The sequence below is a fragment of the Microbacterium terregens genome (genome assembly GCF_039534975.1).
Taxonomy (GTDB): domain Bacteria; phylum Actinomycetota; class Actinomycetes; order Actinomycetales; family Microbacteriaceae; genus Microbacterium; species Microbacterium terregens.
The window spans coordinates 3164136-3190309 of record NZ_BAAAWH010000001.1; the positions used below are offsets into that span (position 1 = coordinate 3164136).

Sequence of the window (26174 nt, forward strand, 5' to 3'; positions counted from 1 at the left end):
CTCACGCCGTCACCAGTGCGGCTTCGGGTCTTTGTTCGAGCCTAACCGAGGCCCTGGGGGCGCCGTCCAGCCTCGTTTCCCCGCGCAGGACCTCCGCAGGCGGTAGCCTGACGCCGATATGGATGCGTTCGGCACCAACCTCGTCTGGATCGCCGCGGCTCTGGTGGACCTCGCGATCAAGATCGCCGCGCTCATCATCATCCCGAGACGCCGGAAACCGACCGCCGCGATGGCGTGGCTGCTGGCGATCTTCCTCATCCCGTACGTTGGGATCCTGCTGTTCCTTCTGATCGGCTCCTTCCGGCTGCCGAAGAAGCGCCGCGCGCAGCAGCAGCGGATCAACGAGCTGATCGCCGAGCGCGTGGCCGGGCGGAACGAACCCGCGGAGGCGGCGGGCTGGCCGCGCTGGTTCCAGCGTGTGGTCGACCAGAACCTGAGGCTGACCGCGCTGCCCGCGGTCGGAGGGAACAGCGCGACCCTCCTGGGCGATTACCGCGGGTCGATCGACGCCATGGCGGCCGAGATCGACACGGCGACATCGTTCGTGCACGTCGAGTTCTTCATCGTGGCGTGGGATGACACGACCCGCGGATTCTTCTCCGCGATGGAGCGCGCCATCGCGCGCGGGGTGACCGTGCGGCTCCTGGCAGACCACCTTCCGTCGGCGAAGATCCCCGGCAGCAAGGAGACCTTCGCCGAACTGGATCGCATCGGCGTGACGTGGTCGTGGATGCTGCCGGTCATGCCGTTCAAGGGCAAGTACCAGCGCCCCGACCTCCGCAACCACCGCAAGCTCGTCGTGGTCGACGGCCGCGTGGCGTTCATGGGATCGCAGAACCTGATCGCCCGCACGTACGACTCGCCGAAGAACATCAAGCGCGGCCTGCAGTGGCAGGAGCTCATGAGCCGCCTGACCGGCCCGGTGGTGGCATCGGTCAACGCCGTCTTCCTCTCCGACTGGATGATCGAGACCGGCGAGTTCCTCGACAGGGAGCACGTGCCGGCGGCGGAGCTGCCCCGCAGCACCTCGCCCGATGAGCTCGTGTGCCAGGTGGTGCCGAGCGGGCCGGCGTACCCGACGGAGAACAACCTGCGGATGTTCCTGTCGCTCATCTACGGCGCGACCGAGCGGGTCATCATCACGAGCCCGTACTTCGTCCCCGACGAAGCCATGGTGTACGCGATCACCACCGCGTGCCAGCGGGGGCTGGAGGTGCAGCTGTTCGTCTCGGAGATCGGCGACCAGGGGCTGGTCTATCACGCGCAACGCTCGTACTACAGCGACCTCCTCGAGGCCGGGGTGCGGATCTTCCTCTATCCCGCGCCTTACATCCTGCACGCCAAGCACTTGTCGATCGACGATGACATCGCGTTCATCGGGTCGAGCAACATGGACATCCGCTCGTTCAGCCTCAACGCCGAATCCTCGCTCCTCGTGCGCGGTCGATCCTTCGTGGCGGATATGCGCGCGGTGGAGCAGGGCTACCGGGATGCCGGGCGCGAACTCACCCTCGAGGCGTGGCGGCGCGAGCCGACGAGAGCGACCTTCCTGGACGGCCTCGCGCGGCTGACGTCAGCGCTGAACTGACCGGTGGGCCTCTCAGGCGAACGCGAAGACGGGCGGGAAGACGATCATCACGATGAGGGCCCAGCCCAGGTAGACCGGCAGATATCCGGTCTGCCAGTTCTCCAGCCGTGCGGGACGGATTCTCCCGCGAAGGATGCCGGTGAGCAGGTATGCCGACCACGCCAGGTTGATCAGCAGGAGGACGTTGAGCCCCAGCGAGGCCATCTTGTTCGCGCTGAATCCGAACGCGCCGATCCTCGCCACCATCGCGATCAGCACGAGCAGGTCCACGACGATGGCGCTGGAGACCATCAGCAGCTGCAGACGCTCGAACCATCCCGGTTTCGCCTCGGGGTTGCGCGCTGACAGCGAATACAGCAGCAGCCCGAGCACGACGATCAGGACCACGTCGAAGATGATCAGCAGGTCGCGGCTGGTCTCGAGCAGGTCGCGCTGGATCAGCGCCGCCACGACGAGGGCGAGCAGCATGACGGTGAACAGCGGGGTGAACAGCTTGGTGAGCACCGGCGCGATGTTCTCGATGACGCTCTGCTTCGCCTCGACCAGGCCCGCGGCGACGATCACCGCGCCGGCCGCGCCGCACGGGATGATCCACTCCGCGAGCACGGTGCCGGCATCCAGTCCGATGGCGCCGAAGACTCCGAGGGTCAACGCGACCAGCACCGCTCCGCCGAGCGCGATGAGGGTGTAATAGACGACCCACTCCCCCGTGAAGCGGATGAAATCCATCCGGACGGTGTCCGATCGCCACAGCCCGCCGGCGTATGCCACGCCCGCCGCCAGCCACAGCACGACCAGTGCGTGACCGGCCGCGAGGAACAGCGTCATGCCGTCCGGGGCGAAGGGGTAGACGTTCAGGACGACCGCGGTCATGGCGAACGCCGCCGCGACGGCGATCGTCACCGCGGCGGACGCGCGCCGCGTCCACACGAAGTACGCGGCGAGGAAGGGCAGCACCAGAAGACCGACGTTCAGAAGGTAGAAATCCGGGTCGGCGGAGACCGTCGCCCCGAAAAATGACGGCACCTTCACCGCGAGCCCGGCGCCCACCGCCAGGCCGGCGACCAGCAGGAACGGTCGTCGTCGCCGTGCGGGCTGAGGCGAGTCGTCGATCACGAGCTGCTTCCACAGCCGATCCGAATGCTCGCGGGCATACTCCCGCGACACGTCGTCGAGGCTGCCGATGCGTCTGATCGCCACGAGGAACGCCTCCTCCTCGCTCAGGCCGGCGCGTACGAGGTCGTCGACCTGGTCACGCAGGTGGCCCTCCAGCTCGTCGACGTCCGCGCCGGCGACCGCCCGCCGCCGACGCAGGTACTGAGTCCACGACGCGATCTGCGCCTCCAGGCCCGAATCCTGATCCACGCTCATGCCCCCACCGGGCTGACGGCGAGCCGGCGCGGGCCGTCGGATGGCGGCATCCACACCTTCTCAAGCGCGTTGCTGACGGCAGACCACTGGCGACGCTGCTCGGCCAGTACGGCACGACCGTCGGCGCTGAGAAGGTAGTGCTTGCGACGTCGTCCGGACGGGGCGGCATGCCAGGCCGACTCGACGTAGCCCAGCCGCTCGAGCCGATGAAGGAGGGGGTAGAGCATGCCATCGCTCCAGGACAGTTCGCCCTCGGAGAGCTGCTCCACTCGCTGCAGGATCGCGTAGCCATACGACTCCCCCTCGGCGAGGATGCCGAGGACCAGCGGAGTGGCGGCCGCCGCGACCAGGTCTTTGCCGATGTGCATGCCGTCTCCTCCGCCCGATACATAGAGCTGTTAGGTACATAGAAGCACAAGGTATCCCGATCGCCAAGTGCGATCTCGCACGAGCCCTCTGGCGCTGCGCACCATGGTGCTGAAAGCTGGGCGGATCAGGCAGGAGGCCCTCTCATGGCAGCGCACACCATTCAGGTCCGTCGGGTCTATGAGGAGCCGCTCGCAAGCGACGGCACACGCGTTCTCGTGGACCGGCTGTGGCCACGAGGCCTCAGCAAGGAAAAAGCACACCTCGACGAGTGGCTCAAGGACATCGCGCCCTCGACCGAACTGCGCCAGTGGTACGCCCACGTTCCCGAGCGCTTCCCCGAGTTCACGAAACGGTACGCCGCCGAACTCGAGATGCCGGATCAGGCTCCCCGCCTGCAGGATCTGCGTGACCTCGCCGCCAGCGGGGCGGTGACCCTGCTCACCGCGACGAAGGACGCCGACATCAGCGAAGCCGCTGTTCTCGCGCAGATCCTGCGTCAGAAACCGTGACCGATCCAGCATTCGCGGGCACCCCCGGACCGTGCGGCAGACCCCTGGCGAGCCGCCGGTCGTGGTCCTATTCTGTGCGATGAGCGTCTGGCACCGCGCGGGCGCAGACCCGACCGAAAGCGTCGTCACGCGGCGCCCGTCAGAAATGGAAGCCAGATGCCGGAAAGCAGCAAGCCCACCATCGTCCTCGTCCACGGCGCCTGGGCCGATGCGTCGAGCTGGAACAACGTCATCGTCCCCTTGCAGGCCCAGGGGTACCAGGTACTCGCTCCCCCGAACGAGCTTCGCGGTGTCACCTCGGATGCCGCATACATCGCCTCGTTCCTCGCACAACGCACGTCAGGGCCGGTCATCCTCGTCGGACACTCGTACGGCGGTGTGGTCATCACGAATGCCGGGGCTCGGGGAGGGGATGTGAAGGCGCTGGTGTATGTCGACGCGTTCATTCCCGACGACGGTGAGAACGTCGTCACGATCCTCGATGGCTCCACCTCGGCCCTCGCCGCCGCAGATCCCACGACAGTGCTCGAGGTCGCCGGCTACCCAGGAGCCCCGGAAGGCGTGGCCGAGGCTTTCCTCAAGCCGGACACCGCGCACAACTTCTTCGCGCAGGATCTCCCCGAGGCCGACCGCTGGGTCATCGTGGCCACGCAGCGTCCGATCTCGTTCTTGGCGAACGTGGAGCCGACGGTGGCACCGGCGTGGAGGTCGATTCCCAGCTGGGCCGTCCTGGGCACCCAGGACCGGGTCATCCCGATCGATGTGCAGCGCCGTATGGCTGAGCGCGCCGGCGCCATGATCACCGAGGTGGACGCCTCGCACGTCTCGATGGTCTCGCACCCCGATGTGGTGCTCGCCACGATCCAGGCTGCCGTCGACGCGACCAGCTGACGGGAGGGTGCATCGTCAGCGGACGGTCAGCCGCCCGTGGAACGCCGTCGACGCGTCGTCCATGCCGTCGATCACCACCGTCTTGCCGTACCGCTCGTATTTCGTGACGACCGCGTCCAAAGCGGCGACGGTGGAAGCGTCCCACACGCGCGCGTCGGACAGATCGATGATGACTCGGTCCGGATCCTGCGCGTAGTCGAACTGCGTGGTGAGGTCGTTGCTGGAGGCGAAGAACAGCTCTCCGGCGACCGTGTAGCGCACCGTGGCCGCCGTCTCTTCGGGCGCGGCCACTCGGGTCACCGTGACGAAGTGCGCGACCCGGCGCGCGAACAGGACCATCGCGGCGACCACGCCGGCGCCGACGCCCAGCGCAAGGTTGTGACTCCACACCGTGACCGCCACGGTGAGGACCATGACGAGCGTCTCGCTCTTCGGCATGCGCTTCAGCGTGGACGGACGGATGCTGTGCCAGTCGAAGGTCGACACGGCCACGACGATCATCACCGCCACGAGCGCCGCCATCGGGATGACGGCGACGATGTCGCCGAGGACGACGACGAGCACGAGCAGGAACACCCCGGCGAGGAACGTCGAGATGCGCGTCCGGGCGCCCGAGGATTTGACGTTGATCATGGTCTGGCCGATCATCGCGCAGCCGCCCATGCCGCCGAACAAGCCGGAGAGGATGTTCGCCGCACCCTGGCCGAAGGCCTCGCGGGTCTTGCGGGAGTGCGTGTCGGTGATGTCGTCGACGAGCTTCGCCGTCAGAAGCGACTCCAGCAGTCCGACGATGGCCATCGCCGTGGCATATGGCGCGATGATGCCCAGCGTCTCCCAGGTCAGCGGGATGTCCGGAAGGAACAGCTCGGGCAGACTCTGCGGCAGCTCTCCCTGATCACCGACGGTGGGTACGTTGAGCCCGAACACGATGGCGGCACCGGTGAGCAGGACGATCGCGACCAGCGGCGGCGGGATCGCCTTGGTGATCCGCGGCATCAGATACATGATCAGCAGACCCACCACCACCAGCGGGTAGACCAGCCATGGCACGCCGATCAGCTGCGGGAGCTGAGAGACGAAGACCAGGATGGCGAGGGCGTTGACGAAGCCCACCATGACGCTGCGCGGAATGAAACGCATGAGCTTCGCCACCCCGAGCGTGGCGAGCACGATCTGGATGACGCCGCCCAGCAGGACGGTGGCGATGAAATAGTCCATTCCGTACTCGCGGGCGACGGGAGCGATGACCAGCGCGACGGCCGCCGTCGCGGCGGTGATCATGGCGGGTCTGCCGCCGAGGAACGCGATGGCCACCGCCATCACGAAGGAGGAGAAGAGGCCGAGGCGAGGGTCGACGCCGGCGATGATCGAGAAGGCGATCGCCTCGGGGATCAGCGCGATCGCCACCACCAGCCCGGCAAGCACCTCCCGCGTCAGGAGGCGGGGGCTGCGCAGCGCCTGCAGCACCGTGGGCTCGATGCGATATCTGCTCGGTCGGTCAGGCGTGGGGACCACGGCGGACATGGGACTCCTTGTGGAGCGGGCTCTCGGATGAGGGCGGGGGAAGGGGTCGCCGCGCCGACGCCCGGTGCGCACCCCGGAGGTCGGCGGCGCACGGTTCGCCAGAGGACTCGCGGCACCGAACGGCGCCGCCCAACCCTACGCGGAATGCTGAAAGGCCTGGACCCTGGCTGCCCGGACGACACCGCCGAGTTCTCCAGATGCGACCTGGCCGAACCCGCGGCAGGGTGCGTACCATCGATGGGTGGATCGCTTCTCATCCGCCGCCGTCGAAGACGCTCGCCACGGACTCTCCGTCGCGCGGGGCGCGTGCCGGCTCGCAGGGATCCGTGATCGCGGGAGAGTCGGATGAGGGTCACGATCAATCCGACCACCTGCATCGCGTCCGCGAACTGCAGTCGCATCGCTCCGCGGGTATTCGCCAATCGGGACGAGGACGGCGGTTTCGTCAGCGTCCTGGATGAGCATCCCCCCGAAGCCGAATGGACGGCCGCGCGGGAAGCCGAGGCCTTGTGCCCATCGGCGACCATCCACCTCATCGAGGACGGCGGGCGACGCCGGTTCCTCGAGAAGATCGGCGGGGACTGACGGGACGCTCGTCGCGGCAACGCGTGCGCCCCGACACCACGCCCCCTGTTCGAAGAGCCCGGACCTTCGTACGCTTGGCGGCATCCCGCGTTCACGCTGAGAGGTCGCCATGCGCACTACACGCTCCGCCGCCGCACTCGTCTCCGCCGCACTCGCCGCGACGGCATCCGTCCTCGCCCTCGCCGGCTGCGTGCCGACGATCGTCGCCGGCCCGATGAGTTCCGAAGAACGCGAGATCGACGCCGTCACCATCGTGGTTCTGGACACCGCCGGCGACCTGTCCATCTCGGAGGGCGCTCCGGGGCTCGTCATCCATGCGCCCGAGGGCGCGCTCGCACGCCTGACATCGGAGGTGGACGGCGAGACGCTGGTGCTGGGCACGACCCCGGGGCCCGAGATCGTCGTCGGCGATGTGCGGTACGAGCTCACACTGCCGGAGCTTGCGGCGATAGACCTGAACGGATCGGGGGACGTGGACGCGACGGTGTCCGGATCGGGCCCGATCCGGCTCGATCTGGACGGGTCCGGCGATGTCGAGTGGACCGGACTGGAAACCGAACGGGTCGAGGTCGTCCTTGCGGGCTCGGGCGAGATCGAGATCTCGGGGTCGGCGACGGAGCTGTCGATCCAGCTCGAGGGCAGCGGGAACGTCGACGCGAGCGACCTGCAGGCCCAGACGGCGGACGTCTCGATCGCCGGATCGGGCGACATCGACGTCTCCGTCCGCGACGATCTGGTCGCCGGCATCTCCGGCAGCGGGCGGGTCACCTACTCCGGCGACCCGTCCGTCGAGTCCGACGTCACGGGGTCGGGCGACGTCGTCCGCGAGTGAGCCGAGCGGACACCGGCGCGCGGCCTATGGCTCGATGAGGAGCGCGGTGTCAAGGTCTCGTCCGCGCCGGACGAGCCGAGTATTGTCGGCACCGGCCGACCGTGCCGCATCAATTCTCCTGGAGGTTGCACATGAGCATCAATGACGACGACATCACGACAACCAACACGCCCAGCGGCGAAGGCCCCGCCGACGGCGGCGCGAACCCCAGCGGTCACGACGGCGGCGCGGACGGAGCCGCGAACGCGGGCGAAGGCCCCGCGGACGGCGGCGCGAACCCCAGCGGTCACGACGGCGGCGCGGACGGATCCGCAGATGAAGGCGAGGGCCCGGCCGACGGCGGGGCCAACCCCGGCGGCCACGACGGCGGCGCCGACGGATCCGCTTGAACGAGGGCGTCGAGCGCGGGCCCGTCGAACGGCCCGCGCTCGCGCGTCTCATCGGCATCCCGGTCTCCGACTTCGCTCGGGATCACTGGGGCGAGCAACCACTCCTCACGCGCAAGGGCGCAGGGTTCGACGACCTCTTCACCGCGAACGCCGTCGACGAACTCGTCGCCGATCGCGCCACGCGGACGCCGTTCGTGCGCATGGCCGTGGAGGGGAGCGTCCTCCCGAGTTCGGTGTTCACCTCTTCAGGGGGCTTCGGCGCCGAGGTCGGCGATCAGATCGACTCGGCGAAGGTACTGGAGCAGTTCGCCGGCGGGGCGACGATCGTCCTTCAGGGGCTCCACCGCAACTGGGCGCCCATCGCGACTTTCACGCGGCAGCTCATCTCGGACATCGGGCACCCCGCGCAGGTCAACGCCTACATCACGCCCGCATCCGCCCGGGGATTCGACGCGCACTACGACACCCACGACGTGTTCGTCGTCCAGATCGCGGGCGCGAAACGGTGGACGATCCACGAACCCGTGCACCGGCATCCGCTCGTCGACCAGCCCTGGACGGATCACTCCGCAGCCGTCGCGGATCGCGCGAGCACGGCGCCGAGGATCGACGCGGTCTTCGAGCCGGGAGACGTCCTGTATCTGCCGCGAGGATGGATCCACTCAGCCGTGGCCCAGGGCGGAACCTCCATCCACCTGACCATCGGAGTCCGCGCAGCAACTCGGCACGATCTGCTCACGCAGTTGCTCGGCGCCGCGGGCGAGGACCCGTCGCTGCGCCGGCACCTGCCCCTCGGCGTCGACTTCGCGGACGCCTCGACGTTCGCTCCCGACACGGCGGCCACGATCACGGCTGCTCGCGGCCTCCTCGAGGCTGCGGCAGCCGGCGGCGCGATCGGTGACGCGATGCAACGGGCGTTCCAGGATGCTGTCCGACCGGCGCCGGTGCGGCCTCTCGCGACGGTCGACCTGATGACGGACCTGCCCCCCACGGCGGTCCTCGGATGGCGCGACGCCCTGCGCGGACGCGTCGAAGAGGATGACACGACGGTGCGCATCGTCCTGCCCGGTAAGACGATCGCGCTGCCGGGCGAGGCATCGGCCGCCGTGCACGCGCTGCGCGCGCGGCCGCATCCTGCGGGACGCCTGCCGGGACTGGATGCGGCGTCCTCTCTCGTCGTCTCCAGACGGCTGCTTCGCGAAGGCGTGCTGACACCGAGATGAGCGGTGAAGCGTGAGTGCGGCGGCCCTGCCCGCGACGTCCGGCCCGACGGGGCCGTGGGAACCGTGCAGCGACCGCTCCCTCGAGCGCGGCGATCCTCTGGCGGGTACCGGCGGTTTCGGGGCGCGGTGGCTCCTCATCGAGATCGACGGGGCGTGGGGGACGCACGCCTTCTTCCAGTCCCGGCTCGACCCCGTCCTGGGCCGCGCGCTGGTGCGGCGCGCGGAAGCGGCCGGCATCCGGCCCGTCGCGATCCGCAGGTACGGCCGTCGCGCCGATGAACGCCGTGGCCAGAAACACTGGCGATGGGCTCTGGCGGACGCGCGCCCCGGGCTCGAATCCGTGCGGTGGGGGGCCGTCGACGACCCGGCGGACCTCCTTGACGTGCCCCTCGACGGCACCGCCGGAACCGTCTCCGACCGGCCCGTTCTGCTGGTGTGCACGCATGCCCGGCACGACCAGTGCTGCGCCGTGCGCGGCCGTCCCGTTGCGAAAACCCTCGCCGGCGCCTTTCCCGACGAGACGTGGGAGAGCTCGCATCTCGGCGGCGACCGGTTCGCCGCGACGATGCTCCTTCTGCCGCACGGGCTCTACTACGGTCGGGTCTCGACGACGGATGCCGCGTCCATCGTGGAGCGCTATCTGCGGGGCCAGATCGTCGAGGAGTACTTCCGCGGGCGCAGTTCGCTGAGCAACGTCATCCAGGCCGCGCAGTCCTTCGCGCGCGCATCGAGCAGTGACGACCGCATCGACGCCTTCGTCCCGCTGCTCGAGGAACGCACCGGTGACGCGTGGCGGGTCGACCTCGCTCACAACGGCGACACCGTGACGGTACTGCTGCGCGAGACGACGTCCGCGCCGCTGCTGAGCACGTGCTCGGCGACTCGTCCCGCCCCGGTTCGTCAGTTCGCGCTGGAGTCGATGTCCCGGGGCGCGCGACCCGGTGACGGCCGGCGCTGAAGACCAGTCTCAGCCGAGGCGGCTGGCGCTGAGCCGGCGGACCATGACCGGATCCCGATGATCGAAGAACTGCGAGGACCCCTCGTCGAGGGTGGCGATCTTCGCCATATCGTCTCCGGACAGAGTGAAATCGAACACGTCGAAGTTCTGCGCCATCCGCGCCGGGCTGACGGTCTTGGGAATCACCACCACGTCACGCTGGATCAGCCAGCGCAGCACGACCTGCGCGACCGACTTGCCGTGCTCGGCGCCGATCTCGCTGAGCAGCGGGTTGGTGAACAGGCCGTTCTTTCCCTCGGCGAACGGACCCCAGGACTCGATCTGCACGCCTTCCGCCTTCATCAGCTGCTGATACTCGGTCTGCTGGTAGAACGGGTTGGTTTCGATCTGGTTGACGGCCGGGGTGATCTCGTTGTTGGTGGCGAGGTCCAGGAGCCGGTCCGCGGCGAAGTTGGACACGCCGATCGCGCGGGCGCGGCCGTCCTTGTTGAACTGCTCCATCGCCCGCCACTGCGTGTAGTAGTCCCCGAACGGCTGGTGGATCAGGTACAGGTCGACGTACCGCAGGCCCAGCTTGACGAGGGAGTCCTCGAAGGCGCGGATCGTATTCTGCTCGCCGCGGTCCTGCACCCACAGCTTGGTGGTGATGAACAGCTCTTCGCGGGGGATGCTGCTCTTGGCGATCGCGGCGCCGACGGCTTCCTCGTTGCGGTACGCGGCGGCGGTGTCGATGAGACGGTATCCGGCCGCGAGCGCATCGCTGACGGCCTTCTCGGTCTCCTCCGGCCCGACCTGGTAGACACCGAATCCCAGGATGGGCATTTCCACCCCGTTGTTCAGCGGAATGGTAGGGATCGCGGTGGGGGCAGTCGTATCGGTCATGTCCCCACGGTAACCACAAAATCCCCGCCCCCCGCCCGCCGAGCGAGGCCTCCACGTCACGTCTGTGGGCGGGGAGCCGGAGCACCGGCCGGCGATTGTACACGACCCGAGCATCCGCTCATTTCTGTCTGCACACGGCGTAAAATGGAACGTCTTGAGGAACTGAGCCTGACGGGCCCGTTCAATCGGAGGTCCCGTGGCCGGAAATGCGACCACTCGCTTCGACAACGTCTCACTGTTGTCGGTCGCGAGCACCCTACCGAGTCGGGTGACGACGTCGGACGAGATCGAGAATCGTCTCGCGGCAGCGCTGTCACGACTCCGGCTTCCCAGCGGGCTCTTGCAGCGCGTCGCCGGAGTGCTCGAACGACGCAACTGGGCAGTCGGAGAATCCTCGGACGAGGCGACGGTCGCAACGGGCCGACGCGCTCTGGAAGAGGCAGCGGTCGACCCCGCGGATGTCGGCCTGCTCATCAACACGTCAGTGACGCGCAAGCACCTCGAGCCGTCCGTCGCCGTCCGCCTGCATCACGGCCTCGGACTGCCCAGCTCCGCCATCAACTTCGACGTCGCCAACGCGTGTCTCGGTTTCGTGAGCGGCATGAGCCTGGCGGCGAACATGATCGAGTCCGGACAGATCCGCTACGCGATCGTCGTCAACGGCGAGGATGCCGACGAGATCCAGGACAATACGATCCGCCGACTGCTGCGTAACGATGTCGGCCGCGACGGCTTCATGAGCGAGTTCGCGTCGCTCACGCTCGGCTCCGGCTCGGCAGCCGCGGTCTTGGGACGCACCGACGAACACCCCGACGGTCATCGAATCCTGGGCGGCGTCACGCGCGCCGCGACCCAATTCCACGAGCTCTGCGTCGGCAGTGTCGACGGAATGTTCACGGATGCCAAGGCCCTCCTCAAGGGCGGCCTGGACCTCGTCGTCTCGGCGTGGAAGGAAGCGTCCCTCGAGTGGGACTGGTCATCGATGGATCACTACATCACCCACCAGGTCTCCTCCGTCCACACGAATGCCATCGTCAAGGCGGCCAAGCTCGACCGCGCTCGCGTTCCCGTGACCTTCCCCAAGTACGGCAACGTCGGGCCTGCCTCCATCCCCATCACGCTCGTCGAGGAGAAGCCGAGCCTCGAAAAGGGCCACCGCGTGCTGCTGATGGGCGTCGGGTCCGGCCTGAACACCGCCATGATGGAGCTCGCCTGGTGAGCGAGCGCGCCACACTTCCCCCACGCGGCCTGCCCGGACTCGATGCGCGATTCAGTCGCATCGTCGCGGTGCCCGGTCGAGGCGTCGACGAAGGACTCGTCCGCGAGTGGCACTGTCTGGACACCGGCGCCGAACTGGCACAGCTCGGGGTGACTATCGCGGGCACGATCGTCGCGGTGCACGGCAACCCGACCTGGTCGTATCTTTGGCGTCACCTCATCACCGAGTCGGTGCGGGTGGCGGGGACGAGTGGACCGGCATGGCGAGTGATCGCCGTCGATCAGCTCGACATGGGCTTCTCGGAGCGCACCGGCGTGGATCGCCCCCTCGCGCAGCGAGTGCTCGACCTCGGTGCGTTCACCGACGCGCTCGCTCTCGACGCGCCCATCGTCACGCTCGGCCACGACTGGGGAGGTGTCGTGTCACTCGGCTGGGCGATCGACCATCCCGATGCCCTCGCGGGGGTGATGCTGCTGAACACCGCCGTGCACCAGCCCGACGATGTGCCGGTGCCAGCTCCGCTGCGACTGGCGGGCGCGCGCGGCGTACTGGCCGCGTCGACGGTGGCGACCACCGCGTTCCTCGACACGACACTCGCCTTGGCCTCGCCCCCGCTTGATGCGGCCACGAAGGACGCGTACCGGGCTCCCTACCGCTCGGCGGCTCGGCGTCGGGCGATCGGCGCGTTCGTGGCCGACATCCCCGTCTCCGGCACTCACCGCAGTTCCGCCGAACTGCAGCGCATCGCGGCCGGCGTCGCGCTCCTCGACGTTCCCGCCCTCATGCTGTGGGGCCCGAACGACCCGATCTTCAGTGACCGCTACCTCGACGACCTCGTCGACCGCCTCCCGCACGCCGACGTGCACCGATACGAGGGCGCGAGCCACCTCGTCGCCGAAGACCGCCCTTACGCGGACGCGCTGTTGACATGGCTCGGCCGGCATCGTGATCGCCTGGCCGGGGGCGACACCGCCGCGCCGCGCCCGTCGTCTGTGCCGACGACGGCGACAGCTGCCGGGGAACCGGCGTTCGTGCCGATCTGGCGCGGGCTCGACGACCGCCGCGCCGACGATGACATCGCCATCGTCGACATGTCCTCCCGCCGATCGCGACCCACCCGGCGGGTGAGTTGGCGGCAACTCGACGATCGCGTCCGGCGGCTCGCGGCAGGACTCCACGTCGCGGGTGTCCGCCGGGGCGACCGTGTGTCACTCCTTGTCCCGCCGGGTCCCACGCTCTCTGCCGTCGTCTACGCGTGCCTGCGGATCGGCGCCGTCGTCGTCGTCGCCGACGCCGGGCTCGGCATCCGCGGCCTCACTCGCGCCGTCCGCGGATCCTGGCCGGACTTCATCATCGGCGAGACCCCGGGCCTGACCGCCGCACGAACGCTCGGCTGGCCCGGCACGCGGATTTCGGCTGCTCGTCTGCCCAGGGCTGCGGCCGCAGCTCTCGGAGTGTCGTACAGCCTCTACGACATCGTTCGGATGGGCTATGCCGGGTCCTTGCCCCCTGCACCCGGCCCCGCGGACGACGCCGCCATCCTGTTCACCTCCGGCTCCACCGGGCCCGCCAAGGGCGTCGCCTACACGCACGCACAGCTCTCGGCGCTGCGCGACGTGCTCGCCGCGCACTTCGAGGTGACGAAGGACACCGGGCTGGTGACGGGATTCGCACCCTTCGCACTGCTCGGCCCGGCACTGGGAACCCGGTCCGTGACACCCGACATGGATGTGTCATCGCCGCGCACACTCACCGCGAAGGCAGTCGCCGATGCCGTGCGTGAATCCGACGCGCACATCGTCTTCCTCTCCCCGGCCGCGATCCTCAATGTGGTGGACACCGCCCACGCGCTCACGCCCGAGGACCACGCCGCGCTCGGCCGCGTGCGCACGTTCTTGTCCACCGGAGCGCCCATCAGCGCGCACGTGCTCGAAGCAGCCGCGCGACTCATGCCGAACGCGACGCCGCATACGCCCTACGGCATGACCGAGTGCCTGCTCGTCACGGACATCACTCTCGATGGTGTTCATGCGGCCGCCGACTCCCCCGACGCGGGCGTCTGCGTGGGGCTGCCGATCGGGTCCAATCGCGTCCTCGTCAGCGCCCTGGACGCTGACGGGCGGGCCGGCGGGACGCCGACCGCGGCGGCGGGAGTGCTCGGTGAGATCGTCGTCTCGGCATCCCACCTCAAGAATCACTACGACCGGCTGTGGCTCACCGATCACGCTGCCGTGCGGAACACCCTCGAGATCGAACCCTCGGCGCCCGAGGCGCGCTGGCACCGGACGGGAGACATCGGTCACCTCGACGAGAACGGCCGACTGTGGATCGAAGGGCGGCTCCCCCACCTCATCGTCACCGCGGACGGCCCTCTCGCGCCGATCGGACCCGAGCAGAAGGTGGAACGCGTGGACGAGGTCCGGCGGGCGGCCGTGGTCGGAGTGGGCCCCCAGGGGGTGCGGCAAGCCGTCGCTGTCGTCGAGACGGTTCCGGCCGCTGCGCGTGCCGGGCTCGCCCCGCCACACCTGACCCGCGCCGTGCGCGAGAGCACCAGCGTGCCCCTGGTCGCTGTGCTCGTCGTCCCGCGGCTGCCCACGGACATCCGGCACAACTCCAAGATCGACCGGTCGAGGCTGTCCGCCTGGGCCGAGCGCATCCTCGCGGGTGCGAGAGCGGCCGCGCCGTGATCGTGCTGGTCACCGGGGCGTCCGGGTTTCTCGGCCGAGCCGTCGTCGCAGATCTCATCGCCGCCGGGCATCACGTGCGGACGCTGCAACGTCGCCCCTCGAACGTCGAAGGCGCGACGGACATCCTGGGTTCGATCACGGCCCCGGTCACCGTCGCGCGAGCGATCGATGGCGTCGAGGGCGTGGTGCATCTCGCCGCCAAAGTCTCGCTCGCGGGTCCGGCGGACCAGTTCCGCGCGGTGAACGTGGAGGGAACGCGGTCGCTGCTCGACGCCGCGGAACGCGCAGGCGTGTCCCGATTCGTGCAGGTCTCGTCCCCGTCCGTCGCATACGCCGGTTCCGCGCTGGCCGGGGTCGGCGCCGAACCCGCCGACCCGGGCCGCGCGCGCGGCCACTACGCGCGCACGAAGGCACACGGGGAGCTGATCGCCCTCGGCCGGGACTCCTCCGCCATGAACGTCGTGGCGATCCGCCCTCACCTGGTCTGGGGTCCGGGAGACACCCAGCTGATCGCCCGGATCGTCGCGCGCGCCCGGCGCGGGCGACTTCCCCTGCTCAACGGCGGAACGGCCCTCATCGACACGACCTACATCGACAATGCCGCCAGCGGGATCGCCGCCGCTCTCCACCGGGCGCCGACGGCGCACGGCCGGGCATACGTGCTGACCAACGGTGAACCTCGACCCGTCGGCGATCTGCTGGCAGGTATCTGCCTCGCGGCGGGCGTGCGGCCGCCCCGCCGGAGCATCCCCGCCGGGCTCGGCCGTGCAGCCGGCTCGGTGATCGAGCGGCTGTGGGCACTCTCCCCGAGCACGGACGAGCCGCCCATGACCCGGTTCCTCGCCGAGCAGTTGTCCACCGCGCACTGGTTCGACCAGCGCGAGACCCGCCGCGCTCTGGCCTGGTCGCCCCGCGTGACGATCGACGAGGGCCTCCGTCGCCTCGCCGCCGTCTCTGCGTGCTGACCGGGCGATCGTCCCCGGCGCGGACCTAGACCGTCAGCCGGCCGGTGACGATGTCTTCGGCGACGACGCTGAGTCGCGTCTGGGTGGATCGCGCCTGCGAGCGGATGAGCTGGAACGCGCCATCCATGTCAAGGCCGCGGCTCTGCGCGACGTAGCCCTTGGCCTGCTCGATCACCACGCGGCTGTCCAGAGCGCGCTGCAATTGACCTTGCGTGAGGATGGACTCCTCGACGAGTCGCTGCTGCAGGATGCTGATGGTCGCAATGTCGGCCAGGGCCTTCGCGGCGATCGCGTCCGGCTCGTTCAGCGTTCCGACTCGGTCGCGAAAAAGGTTCAGCGAGCCGATGATCGACTCCCGGAGCCGCATCGGAATCGCGTGCAGCGAGGCGAACCCGGATCTGCTCGCGTCAGCGGCGAACTTGGGCCAGCGGTCGGCGACATTCCGAAGATCTTCGACTGACACCACCCGGCCGGTCGCGACCGCTTCCACGCACGGGCCTTCCCCAGCGCGCAACTGCATCATCTCCACGAATTCGCTGCGCTCGCTCGTCGAGACGATCACCTCCAGCTCACCGGTGGGGCTGACCAGAAGTATCCCGGCAGCGACAGCGTCGAAGAGTTCCGAGCAGTGCTCGACGAGGACCTGCAGCAGATCGACGACGTCGAAATCGTCCACCATGGAGTCGGCCAGCGTCGCCACCGTCTGCAGCAACTGGTCTTCCCGTGTGCTCATAGTTGAGTGTAAGACTCGGTGCGCGTCAATGGTTGAAGTTCAGCCGACGGGCCACCACGTCTACGGCGACCTCGCCGACGCTGCGGCCCGATGAGAATGCGTGGCCGCGGATAATGAGCAGCGCATCGTCCACCCCGACCGAGAGCTGCGCCGCGACCATACCCGACGCCTGATGCATCTCTCGACGCGAGTAGGGGCCGTCAGCCAAGCCTTCGTCAGCGCTGTCGACGTCATCCATGGCACGGCGCAGCAGATGACGGGAAACGACCGCAGCCAGAACAGCGACGTCCTCGACTGCGCCCCGCGAGAGCCGTTGGGAATCGTGGGAGTACAGGTCGACGGACCCGACGCTGACATTCCCGACGAACAGTGGGAATGCATAGATCCCGGCGATGTCGAGGGCACGCAGCGCCTCTCGCGCTCCGGGCCACTCAGCGCCACCGCGGCGCTGCAGATCGGGCTCCATCACGGGCTGGCGTGTCCGCAGGGCCTCCCAACAAGGCCCCTCGCCCAAGTCGATCTGGATCTCGTCGATCCTCGCGGCGACCGCACTCGTGGCGCATATGGTCTGACTGCCCAGCGGTCGCCCCAGTGTGGAGATGGCCGCACCGGAGGCACCTGAGGCTCCCACGAATGGGCCGCACAGGTCGTCGCCTGGGCCCGCCGCGCTCAAGCGCGATAACGCACTGGCGAAATCACCCCGATCATCGCCTGGCAACACTGCACCCATGGATCCCGCCCGTCGTCGTTCTTTGACATGGCGCTAGGTCCTGGTGCCGTCCTCTTCAGGCTACCACTCGAGCACTTCGCGCTGTCGGCGCGGAGCCCGGGTAGACCGACGGGCCGGGGGTGGTCATACTCGTGACGGGACAGCGACGAAAGTCCGCACGTGCTCGAAAGGAGTGGCCTGTGAACCTCATCCGCCTGCTCGCGGCCGGTGCGATCGCCGGTGCGGCGGGCACGGCGGCGATGGACGTTCTCTGGTACCGGCGGTACCGCCGGGAGCACGGGCAGGAGGGGTTCCTCCGCTGGGAGCTGGCCGCCGACGTCACCGACTGGGAAGCAGCGCCCGCTCCGGGTCAGGTCGGTCGCGAGCTGGAACAGCTGGTGACCCGACGCACTCCGCCGGACGCGTGGGCTCGCCCGACGACCAACGTCGTGCACTGGGCGACCGGCGTCGGGTGGGGGGTCAACCTTGCGCTGGCCAAGGTGGCCCTACCGGGATCCCGGTCGCTCGGCCTGGCCCTCGGCCCGGTCGCGTGGATCACCAGCTATGCGGTTCTCCCCCTCATGAAGGTGTACAAGCCGATCTGGAAGTACGACGCACGCACGCTCGGCAAGGACCTGTCCGCTCACCTCGTCTATGGCGTGGTCACCGCGGGCGTCTACGCACTACTGGTTCGCCGCCCGAGATTGCGTACACGGTAGTGCTCGCGGCCGCTCTGTCACCGAATCAACGGCCGGCTCCGACAAAGAAGTCACTGGCCGACTCGGGGAAGAGAAAAGGCCCCCGCGAGGAGGCCTCTTCGTTCGCGTAGCAGGAGAGAGATTCGAACTCTCGACCTCACGATTATGAGTCGTGCGCTCTCACCAACTGAGCTACCCTGCCGCGCGGCATCCGGGATCTGCATTTCGGATGTCCGAGCCCCGAGTCAGGATTGAACTGACGACCCCTTCCTTACCATGGAAGTGCTCTACCACTGAGCTATCGGGGCGCGCCCAGGCGAACCTGGGCAACTAGAAGAGAATACCAGAGCGGCGGCATCCCCCTGAATCGAGTCAGCCGCCGGCGTGTGCGCGCAGCCAAGGGATCGGGTCGATCGGCGTCGTGCCGTTCGCCAAGATCTCGAAATGCGTGTGGGCGCCGAACGAACGACCGGTGTTGCCGGTGTGACCGATGACGGTTCCGACGGTGACGTGGTCGCCCACCTCGACCTCTCGCGAACCGTAGAGCATGTGCGAGTAGCTGCTCGAGACGAGTTCGCCATCGATGATGTGGTCGATGACGATGTGCACGCCGAACGCTCCGCCGGAGTCCGTCGACTCGCGAACGACCCCGTCGGCGATCGCCTGGATCGGCGAGCCCTCGCCGGGCGTGAAGTCGGCGCCTTCGTGCATGCCGCCGTCACGCATGCCGAAGCCGTAGCTGATCGACACACCGACGGCGAACGGCCACTGAATGGGCGAGTTCGGGTCGTTGATGAAGAAGTTCGAGAAGTTGCTGATCCCCGACTCCGACGCGAGCTGCGCCATCGTGAGCGTGGAGTAGGTCTCGGTGCGGTCGAGGCTTGCGTTCTCGATCTCGGCCGGTGCGACATAGGCCTGAATCTCGCCCTGGTGCCCATGGACGTCGCCGTGAGCCGACGCGACGCGCGAGGTCGTGATGTCGGCGCTGTTCGATCCGGCAACCGCATCCGCGGGCATCGTCATACCGACCGTGAGCAGACCCACGATGCCCATGACGCCTACCGAGAACGATGTCGCGGTCAGCCGCTTGAACGAGACTCCGCGTCGGCGGCGAGGAGCGACGTGCACGGTGCCGGTCTGACCCGAACCCGTCGAGTCATCCGCCGCTGCGGACTGCACCGGGGTCTCGCCGGTGAACGAGAACAGCCGCGCAGCGGCCTCGAACGCGTCCGCCTCCTCGGCGGTGAGGGGGGATGCCGCATCCGCGGACCCGAAGATCGGATCGGTTTCGAGGGCTTCAGCCGACGCGTCATCCGGTCCTGCAGCCTGGTTGATTTCGGGCTCGAGCAACTCGAAGGGCTCAGCCGGGACCAGCACGGTCTCGAGCAGCGGTGCCGGCTCGGTGGTCGGCGCAGCGGGAACGACGGTGGGCGTCGCGGGCGCCTGCGCCACGGTCACCTGACGAGTGCGGCGGCTGCGGCGGGTTGCGAGCGGAGCCTCCGTGGTCGCGGCGGCGAGCGCGTTCACGACGGCGACGAGTGACTCGACGTCGGCGAGGGGTGCGACCGTCGGGCTCTCCGGTGCGACAGAGGCGGCATCCGTCACCTTCGCCGGGCGCGCCCACACGGTGGGGCGGGCCGGGGCCGCACCCGAGTTCCGACGAAGATCGGCACGGGATGCCCCTGAGGAGTCCGCGGTCGCCGGAATCGGCGTGGCGGAAGATCGACTGGAACGCCGCGTGGGCGCAGACTCAGCCTGGGAGGCGTCGAAAGGCAAAGCGCAGAAGGGCTCTCGGGATCGTGTCGCTCGGGGGGCAACGGGGGGACGTCGGGCTCGTGATCACCTTCGCCGTGCGGGCAGCGTTGGTAACGATTGGGTAAACACTACCGGGATGCGCCTGAGAATGCGATGTACGGGAAACTGCGACGCGCCGCCCGGTTCGCAGACAATACTTTCACGAACCGACCGCGGCCGCGAAAAGCCTTTCGAAAAGTCCCGGGCCGGCCGCGACGAACAGCGGGCGCCCTGCGGTGTCCTCGAGTTCGACGCGCGACATCCGCCCGCCCGCCTCGGCGACCAGCAGCTCGCCGGCCGCATGGTCCCACGGCTGCAGCCCGCGTTCGAAGTACCCGTCGAGCCTGCCCGCCGCAACGTAGGCGAGGTCGAGGGATGCCGCGCCGATGCGCCGCAGATCACGGGCCATCGGCATCACGCGGGCCACGCGCGCGAGATCCCCGGCGTGGGTGGCGGGGTCGTAGCCGAACCCGGTGGCCAGCAGGGCGCCGGCCGCCGACGGCTCGACGTTCACCGCGAGCCGAGCGCCGTAGAGCCAGGCACCCGCGTTCTGCGCCGCGTGGAACAGTTCGCCGGTGGCCGGGCTGAACACGGCGCCGGCGAGCGCCTCCCACTTGTCGGGCTCCGGCTCGCCGCGGACGGCGGCGATGCTGACCGCGTACGACGGGATGCCGTACGCATAGTTGACGGTCCCGTCGATGGGGTCGACGACCCACGTGATGTCGGTGGACCCGCGTTCGGCGCCCGACTCCTCGCCGAGGAATCCGTCTCCTGGGCGCTCGGTGGCGAGGCGCCCCCGAATCAGCGCCTCGACCTCGCGATCGGCGTGGGTGACGATGTCGGCGAGGGCGGACTTGGTGGCTGCGACGGCCACCCCCTCGCTGCGCCGCCGCTGCGCGAGGTCACCCGCCTCGCGGGCGATGTCCATCGCGAGGGACTCGAGGTGCTGGGCCGTTGGCATGATCCCACGCTATCGCCGCGGCATCCACAGCACTCATTGCGCGGGCGCGGCAGCCGGTTAGCGTAAGGGAATGCAGCAGGCAGACAACTATGACGTCGTCATCGTCGGAGGAGGGCACAACGCTCTCGTCGCCGCCGCCTATCTCGCCCAGGCCGGACGCACCGTCGTCGTGCTCGAGCGACTCCCGCGCGTCGGCGGAGCAGCCGTCTCGGAGAGCCCGTGGACCGGTGTGGACGCGCGCCTCTCGCGGTACTCCTATCTCGTGAGCCTTCTCCCCCGGCGAGTCATCGATGACCTCGGCCTGCGTATCGCCCTGCGGCGCCGCCGGTACTCGTCGTACACCCCGGACCCGACGGATCCCGCGCGCGGCATCCTGGTGGACACAGGCGATGCCACGGCAACCGCCGCGTCATTCCTGCGCACGACCGGCGACCCGTCCGAGGCGGAGCGCTTCGCGCGGTTCTACGACCGCATCGCGCCGATCGCCCGCGGGCTGTTCCCCACCGTGACCGAACCTCTGCGCACCCGCGCCGCGATGCGCGAGCTGCTGGGCGACGATCCACTGTGGGACGCCGTCGTCGAAACGCCCCTCAGCGGCCTTCTGCGGGACTCGCTCGCGACCGATCTCGTGCAGGGAATCGCGCTGACGGACGGGCTCATCGGCACGTTCTCGTCCGCCGACGACGAGAGCCTGCGGCAGAACCGCTGCTTCCTGTACCACGTCATCGGCGGCGGCACCGGCGACTGGGATGTGCCGGTCGGCGGTATGGGCCGCGTCAGCAGCGAGCTGGAGAGAGCAGCACGGGATGCCGGCGCCGAACTCCGCACGGATGCCGAGGTCATCGCCGTCACCCCGGACGGAGACGTGCAGGTCGCCGGTGAACGCCCAGGCACACTGCGGGGTCGGCTCGTGCTGAGCGGGGTGGGACCGGCGATCCTCGACGATCTGCTCTCCGCTGGCGGCGCTGGTGCGGCCGTCGGGGCGGAAGCGCCCGAGGGAGCACAGGTGAAGGTCAACATGCTGCTCACGCGGTTGCCCCGCCTGCACGATGACAGCGTCGCGCCCGAAGCCGCCTTCGCCGGAACGTTCCACGTCAACGAGACCCTCGCCCAGCTCGACTCTGCCTACGCGGAGGCCGTGGCCGGCGGCATCCCGAACCCGCTCCCGGCGGAGATCTACTGTCATTCGCTGACCGATCCCTCGATCCTCGGGCCGGAGCTGCAGGCGGAGGGCGCGCAGACGTTGACCCTGTTCGGACTGCAGGTCCCCCACCGCCTGGTGGTCGGGCGGGATCGGGATGCCGTCCGCGCCACGCTGCTGGATGCCGCGCAACGCTCGCTCGACGCGGTGCTGGCCGAGCCGATCGCGGACTGCGTCTACCTGGCGCCGGACGGATCACCGTGCATCGAAGCCCGCACGACGGCCGACCTCGAGGATTCGCTCGGGATGGTCGGCGGCGACATCTTCCACGGCGCCCTCTCGTGGCCGTGGGCGGAGGAAGACGAGCCGATCGACTCGCCCGCCGCGCGTTGGGGCGTCGCAACGGCCCACACTCGGGTGCTGCTGTGCGGCTCGGGGGCGCGCCGAGGCGGCGCGGTCAGCGGCATCGGCGGCCACAACGCTGCGATGGCGGCGCTCGAGCTGCTCCGCGACTGACCCGGGGTGCTCCCGATCGTCGCCGGCGCGGCGGTCGGTACCGCGCTACGGTCGCGGAGGCAGCGGCGGGGGCGGCGGGAAGCCCTCGTATCCCGGAGGCGGTGCGTGCTCTGTCGTCGGCTCTGCGGAAGGATGCGACTCGTAACCCTGCAGCGCGGGCTCCGCCGAGTCGGGCGCCTCGTGCCACTCGGGCGCAGGCGCGGCGATGGGTGCAACCGGTGCGATGGCCTGCGAGATGCTGCTCGGGTAGCCCGTGTAATACGCGTTCCAGTCGGGTGTGCCATCGTGCATCACCGGGAGCGGAGTCACACCGTCGGCATACGTCGGCCACGCTTGCGGCACCGGTGCGACCGGCGGTGGGTTCAGATAGTCGGGGCGCGGCTTCTTCGGGGCGAACAGCACGTTGACCAGCGGGATGAGGGCCGTTCCGACTGCGGCGAGGATCGTGACCGCGACGACGATGCGCCAGTAGAAGTCCTTGAAATCAACCCACTCGCTCAGCACCAGCGGAATGACCAGCAGCACCGCGAGACCGACGACCAGTGCGATGGTCGTGACGGCGACGGCCTTGGTGAATCCCGTGACGTGGCGCAGGAAGGCCTTGGTGTAAAGACGGATGTGCAGCAGCGCCAGCTGGAGGATCAGAACGATCAGCAGGAATTGGACGAACCGGTTGAACCCGCCCCAGGTGTACCGCTCGGGCAGCCAGATCAGGACCGCGCCGATCAGGAGGCTCGCTACCCATGTGGCCATGCTCGCCAGCGCGAACCAGGCCGGCCGGCGAGGCGCCAGGTGCGCATCGATGATCGTCACCCCCGCGAAACCTGCCAGGAGCAGGATCGTGAGGAAAGCGCGCCCGACGATGCCGTTCTGTGTGCCGATCAGCACCCACACGACGCACACGATGGCTGCCGCGATCAGGGATCCGATCGCGACCCAGATCGCAGCGCGCACGAGCGAGGAGTTCTGCGCGTCGGTCGTCGCCGGTTCGGCGTGGGAGTCGGGCACGGTCATGGCAGTCCTCTCGTCGGCGGACGTTGCCCGCACAAGCCCCATCCTGACACGCGGGTCCTGCCCGCCGGGATAGGGACCCGCGCCTGTGGACGGCGCGCACGACGGTCGAGGTGGGGAGGACGGACCGTCTCGTGCCCTGTCGGGCGCGTCCTCCGGTTCAGCGGCGACCGATGGAGCGGATGATCGCCCCGACGATGACGACGGCACCCACGGCCGCGCCGACCACGACGCCGGGACGTTCCCGGTACGCCTGCTTGATCCGGTCGCCCCAGCCCCCGGCAAGCGCGCGACTCTGAGCGACGAGCTCGTCGAAATCCACGTCGTCCGCGGCCCCCTTCAGCTTCGCTCCCGCGCTCTTCACGGCGTCGGTGGCAGCGTCGGCTGCCTTGCCCGCGGCCGCCTTCGCGTCGGAGGCCGCATTCTTCGCACCCTCCACGACATCACCGAGCTTGTCGGTCACGATGTCCGACACCGCGGCCGCCCCACCCGCGGCATCCTTGCCCGCGCGGGACAGATCGGCTTCCGATGCCGGCACCGGCGTCGCCAGATCGTCCGCGATCTCGGCAGCGGTGGCACCGAGCGAAGTGTCGGTGTCGGCGGCGGCATCGCTCACCTTGTCGGCGGCGTCACGTGCAGCCTGCGTTGCGGCGTCGATGTTCCCGTTCGTATCGGTCATCTTCGAGCTCCCTTGATCGGTGAGGTCGCCCATCGTACTTCGCAAGGCGTCGGGCACGCCGGGCCGAGGGACGGGGTTGCCAGCGCCCCGCGCGCGTGCTAAAAGCCCTGCTCGAATCCCCCACACCGGTGACGAGGGTCCAACGGCTGCACCGCTGCGGGTCGCCCTGGAACAAGAAAGCGCCCCACGAGGGGGCGCTTTCTTCGTTTCGTGGCGAGTGAGGGATTCGAACCCCCGAAGGCTACGCCGGCTGATTTACAGTCAGATCCCTTTGGCCGCTTGGGTAACTCGCCAGGCGCGCATCCGTCCGGCTTGTGCAGTCGACCGAAGGCGCGATCACTCATCTTACGCGTCAGGCGCGCACCACAAAAATCCAGGCACGACGGGATGCGCCCGCGATCGACGCACCGGTGACCATGCCCGTTGCGCAGACTGCGGTGACAGCATCCGGCCGTCGATCCGTGTCTCTCACCGCGGAGGCCTCAGGTGCCGATCCTGTCCATGTCCACACCCGACAGCGACTCGGGGAGCCTCAGCAGCGCACCCTCGAACCGACACGTCGCCGCGGCGACGTCCATCGCCCGCTCCAGGGTCGCGGCCCACTCATCCTCGTCCTCAGGGGTCCCGTCGAGGAGCGCCGCGAGGGCCGCGGCGAACGCGGCATCCCCCGCCCCCATCGTGTCCACGATTCGCCCCGGCAGATCGGACACCGGCCGCGTCACCACGACATCACCTGCCTCGATCGTGGCGCCCGAGGCGCCCTCGGTCGCCAGGACGGCGGCCGCGCCCAGGTCCACCAGGCGCGCGCGCAGTGCATCGAGGGGCTGGTCGTACAGGAGCGCGGCGTCGTCTTCGCCCACCTTGACCAGGCCCGCTCGGGGGGCGAGGCGCTCGAAACCGCGGACGAACTCGTCGCGGTCGGAGAGCATTCCTGTCCGCGGGTTCGGGTCGATGGCCAGCATGGCCGAAGAAGCGTCCAGCGCCTCGGCGAGGCGAGTCGTCTGCGCCGAGTCGTCGAGGGGAAAGCAGCTGACGGCGACGACGACCGCGTCGCGGATGGCTGCCCGCTCGGCGTCGCCGAACGTGATCGACCGCGCCTGAGCCGCGTCGTTGAACTCGTAGACCGGCTCCCCCGTCGCGTTGCGCATGCTGACCGCCCGAGACGACCCGTGCGCCGATGGGGACGCGATCAACTCGACGCCGTAGTCGGCCAGGTAAGTGCGGATGTGTGCGCCGGCTTCATCGTCCCCGACCATCGCGATCAGGGTGGTCGGGACGCTGAGCCGAGTGAGTCCCACCGCCACGTTGAGCGCGGCGCCGCCGACGAACTCGCGAACGCCGCGGTCGTCGCGCAGCTCGTCGATGAGTGCGTCCCCGATCACGACCACACGTGCGCTCATGCTTCCGCCCGCGCGGACTCGAGGATGCGTTCGACGAACGACTGCGCACGCCGGCGTGTGCCGTCGATCCGGGCGTCGACGCTCGCCCGCACCTCGTTGGGCGCGAGCGGCGCGGCGAGGCGCACATTCTCGTGGCACGACAGATCGGTGCAGATGTAGGTGCCCACGGTGTCGCCGTTCTGCCCTGCGCGACCGGCCTTGCGCGCCGAGAAGAGCGAGACCTGGTCGGCGGGCTGCATGGTGTGGCAGAGGTTGCACAGTGCGGAGCTCACCCGGGACGTGCCCTCGGCGGCCCGCAGGACGACGCCGATCGGCTCGTCGCCGACCTCTGCGATCAAGTAGCCGCGGCCCTTGGTGCGCGGGTCGCGCCACGCGAGGAAGTCGAGGTGGTCCCAGTCGGTGAGCACGAAATCAGGGGGAAGCGTCAGGAGCCGCAGCTCGTCGTCGCCCGCGTTCGCGAGCGCCCCCCGGATGTCATCTTCGGTCAACTGGCGCATCGGACCTCCTCGCCGCTGTCTCCGCCAGTCTACGAAGAGCGGA

Annotated in this window: 25 protein-coding genes and 3 tRNA genes; 13 read left to right on the forward strand and 15 right to left on the reverse strand. The window is 69.1% G+C overall.

Translation table 11 applies throughout. The features are described from left to right. Positions 1 to 118: 118 nt before the first annotated feature. Positions 119 to 1588: a cardiolipin synthase gene (gene cls / locus ABD655_RS14760; protein WP_344715061.1), complete on the forward strand. Its 1470-nt coding sequence runs from the start codon at positions 119 to 121 to the stop codon at positions 1586 to 1588. A gap of 12 nt (positions 1589 to 1600) precedes the next feature. Here cls and ABD655_RS14765 read toward each other — a convergent pair whose 3' ends face one another. Next, on the reverse strand, positions 1601 to 2959 hold the full coding sequence (locus tag ABD655_RS14765; protein ID WP_344715063.1) for a permease prefix domain 1-containing protein: 1359 nt from the start codon (positions 2957 to 2959) through the stop codon (positions 1601 to 1603). Further along, positions 2956 to 3327 (reverse strand): PadR family transcriptional regulator, encoded by a 372-nt coding sequence (locus tag ABD655_RS14770; RefSeq protein WP_344715065.1) that lies wholly within the window; start codon positions 3325 to 3327, stop codon positions 2956 to 2958. The genes ABD655_RS14765 and ABD655_RS14770 overlap by 4 nt, the downstream gene beginning before the upstream one ends. A 144-nt stretch (positions 3328 to 3471) precedes the next feature. Here ABD655_RS14770 and ABD655_RS14775 point away from each other — a divergent pair, with 144 nt between their 5' ends. Next, positions 3472 to 3837, forward strand: a complete 366-nt coding sequence (locus ABD655_RS14775; RefSeq protein WP_344715066.1) for a DUF488 domain-containing protein — start codon at positions 3472 to 3474, stop codon at positions 3835 to 3837. 156 nt (positions 3838 to 3993) lie between these two features. Beyond that, positions 3994 to 4728, forward strand: a complete 735-nt coding sequence (locus ABD655_RS14780) for an alpha/beta fold hydrolase (RefSeq protein ID WP_344715067.1) — start codon at positions 3994 to 3996, stop codon at positions 4726 to 4728. Positions 4729 to 4743: 15 nt separating this feature from the next. Here the strand turns inward: ABD655_RS14780 and ABD655_RS14785 are convergent, their stop codons facing one another. Beyond that, complete coding sequence (locus ABD655_RS14785) at positions 4744 to 6252, reverse strand: SulP family inorganic anion transporter (RefSeq protein ID WP_344715068.1); 1509 nt, start codon at positions 6250 to 6252, stop codon at positions 4744 to 4746. 345 nt (positions 6253 to 6597) lie between these two features. On the opposite strand from ABD655_RS14785, the gene ABD655_RS14790 reads away from it, so the two are divergent. The 5 genes from ABD655_RS14790 to ABD655_RS14810 all read left to right on the forward strand — a co-directional run bounded on the left by ABD655_RS14790 (position 6598) and on the right by ABD655_RS14810 (position 10239). Next, positions 6598 to 6837, forward strand: coding sequence for a ferredoxin (locus ABD655_RS14790; protein WP_344715070.1), 240 nt, complete (start codon positions 6598 to 6600; stop codon positions 6835 to 6837). Between the two features lie 109 nt (positions 6838 to 6946). Then, positions 6947 to 7669 (forward strand): head GIN domain-containing protein, encoded by a 723-nt coding sequence (locus ABD655_RS14795; protein ID WP_344715072.1) that lies wholly within the window; start codon positions 6947 to 6949, stop codon positions 7667 to 7669. Between the two features lie 131 nt (positions 7670 to 7800). Continuing rightward, on the forward strand, positions 7801 to 8058 hold the full coding sequence (locus ABD655_RS14800) for a BatC protein (RefSeq protein ID WP_344715074.1): 258 nt from the start codon (positions 7801 to 7803) through the stop codon (positions 8056 to 8058). After that, positions 8055 to 9281: a cupin domain-containing protein gene (locus tag ABD655_RS14805; protein ID WP_344715076.1), complete on the forward strand. Its 1227-nt coding sequence runs from the start codon at positions 8055 to 8057 to the stop codon at positions 9279 to 9281. The genes ABD655_RS14800 and ABD655_RS14805 overlap by 4 nt, the downstream gene beginning before the upstream one ends. 10 nt (positions 9282 to 9291) lie before the next feature. Beyond that, a complete protein-coding gene (locus ABD655_RS14810; RefSeq protein WP_344715079.1) occupies positions 9292 to 10239 on the forward strand; it encodes a ferredoxin family protein in 948 nt (315 codons plus the stop codon). A 9-nt stretch (positions 10240 to 10248) separates the two neighbouring features. On the opposite strand, the gene ABD655_RS14815 is transcribed toward ABD655_RS14810, so the two are convergent. After that, entirely contained in the window at positions 10249 to 11121 is an 873-nt protein-coding gene (locus tag ABD655_RS14815; protein WP_344715080.1) for an aldo/keto reductase, read from the reverse strand. A gap of 196 nt (positions 11122 to 11317) precedes the next feature. Between ABD655_RS14815 and ABD655_RS14820 the strand changes: the two genes are divergently transcribed. From ABD655_RS14820 to ABD655_RS14830, 3 genes are read left to right on the forward strand one after another with little or no spacing between them, the layout of a single operon-like run. After that, complete coding sequence (locus ABD655_RS14820; protein ID WP_344715081.1) at positions 11318 to 12340, forward strand: 3-oxoacyl-ACP synthase III; 1023 nt, start codon at positions 11318 to 11320, stop codon at positions 12338 to 12340. After that, positions 12337 to 15027: an alpha/beta fold hydrolase gene (locus tag ABD655_RS14825; RefSeq protein ID WP_344715082.1), complete on the forward strand. Its 2691-nt coding sequence runs from the start codon at positions 12337 to 12339 to the stop codon at positions 15025 to 15027. Before ABD655_RS14820 ends, ABD655_RS14825 begins: the two co-directional genes overlap by 4 nt. Beyond that, complete coding sequence (locus tag ABD655_RS14830; RefSeq protein ID WP_344715084.1) at positions 15024 to 15992, forward strand: NAD-dependent epimerase/dehydratase family protein; 969 nt, start codon at positions 15024 to 15026, stop codon at positions 15990 to 15992. Before ABD655_RS14825 ends, ABD655_RS14830 begins: the two co-directional genes overlap by 4 nt. Before the next feature lie 25 nt (positions 15993 to 16017). Here the strand turns inward: ABD655_RS14830 and ABD655_RS14835 are convergent, their stop codons facing one another. Both ABD655_RS14835 and ABD655_RS14840 read right to left on the reverse strand, forming a co-directional pair. Beyond that, positions 16018 to 16725: an ANTAR domain-containing protein gene (locus ABD655_RS14835; RefSeq protein ID WP_344715086.1), complete on the reverse strand. Its 708-nt coding sequence runs from the start codon at positions 16723 to 16725 to the stop codon at positions 16018 to 16020. A gap of 25 nt (positions 16726 to 16750) precedes the next feature. Then, entirely contained in the window at positions 16751 to 17356 is a 606-nt protein-coding gene (locus tag ABD655_RS14840) for a GAF and ANTAR domain-containing protein (RefSeq protein ID WP_344715088.1), read from the reverse strand. 278 nt (positions 17357 to 17634) lie between these two features. Between ABD655_RS14840 and ABD655_RS14845 the strand changes: the two genes are divergently transcribed. Then, entirely contained in the window at positions 17635 to 18153 is a 519-nt protein-coding gene (locus ABD655_RS14845) for a hypothetical protein (RefSeq protein WP_344715090.1), read from the forward strand. A 107-nt stretch (positions 18154 to 18260) separates the two neighbouring features. On the opposite strand, the gene ABD655_RS14850 is transcribed toward ABD655_RS14845, so the two are convergent. The 4 genes from ABD655_RS14850 to ABD655_RS14865 form a co-directional block, all read right to left on the reverse strand. Further along, positions 18261 to 18334: transfer RNA gene (locus ABD655_RS14850), tRNA-Met, on the reverse strand. Between the two features lie 34 nt (positions 18335 to 18368). Then, a tRNA-Thr gene (locus ABD655_RS14855) sits at positions 18369 to 18440 on the reverse strand. 64 nt (positions 18441 to 18504) lie between these two features. Beyond that, the gene (locus ABD655_RS14860; protein ID WP_344715092.1) at positions 18505 to 19758 is read right to left on the reverse strand and encodes a M23 family metallopeptidase; all 1254 of its coding nucleotides are present in this window, start codon (positions 19756 to 19758) and stop codon (positions 18505 to 18507) included. A 328-nt stretch (positions 19759 to 20086) separates the two neighbouring features. Then, positions 20087 to 20887 (reverse strand): inositol monophosphatase family protein, encoded by an 801-nt coding sequence (locus tag ABD655_RS14865; RefSeq protein WP_344715093.1) that lies wholly within the window; start codon positions 20885 to 20887, stop codon positions 20087 to 20089. Positions 20888 to 20957: 70 nt separating this feature from the next. Here ABD655_RS14865 and ABD655_RS14870 point away from each other — a divergent pair, with 70 nt between their 5' ends. Then, positions 20958 to 22544, forward strand: coding sequence for a phytoene desaturase family protein (locus ABD655_RS14870; protein ID WP_344715095.1), 1587 nt, complete (start codon positions 20958 to 20960; stop codon positions 22542 to 22544). 45 nt (positions 22545 to 22589) lie between these two features. Here ABD655_RS14870 and ABD655_RS14875 read toward each other — a convergent pair whose 3' ends face one another. The 5 genes from ABD655_RS14875 to ABD655_RS14895 form a co-directional block, all read right to left on the reverse strand. After that, the gene (locus ABD655_RS14875) at positions 22590 to 23558 is read right to left on the reverse strand and encodes a hypothetical protein (protein ID WP_344715097.1); all 969 of its coding nucleotides are present in this window, start codon (positions 23556 to 23558) and stop codon (positions 22590 to 22592) included. 157 nt (positions 23559 to 23715) lie between these two features. Then, positions 23716 to 24234: a hypothetical protein gene (locus tag ABD655_RS14880; protein ID WP_344715098.1), complete on the reverse strand. Its 519-nt coding sequence runs from the start codon at positions 24232 to 24234 to the stop codon at positions 23716 to 23718. 211 nt (positions 24235 to 24445) lie between these two features. Then, positions 24446 to 24527 (reverse strand) — tRNA-Tyr (locus tag ABD655_RS14885). A gap of 189 nt (positions 24528 to 24716) precedes the next feature. After that, the gene (locus tag ABD655_RS14890; RefSeq protein WP_344715099.1) at positions 24717 to 25634 is read right to left on the reverse strand and encodes a PfkB family carbohydrate kinase; all 918 of its coding nucleotides are present in this window, start codon (positions 25632 to 25634) and stop codon (positions 24717 to 24719) included. After that, positions 25631 to 26131, reverse strand: coding sequence for an FBP domain-containing protein (locus tag ABD655_RS14895; protein WP_344715101.1), 501 nt, complete (start codon positions 26129 to 26131; stop codon positions 25631 to 25633). Before ABD655_RS14895 ends, ABD655_RS14890 begins: the two co-directional genes overlap by 4 nt. Positions 26132 to 26174: the final 43 nt, after the last annotated feature.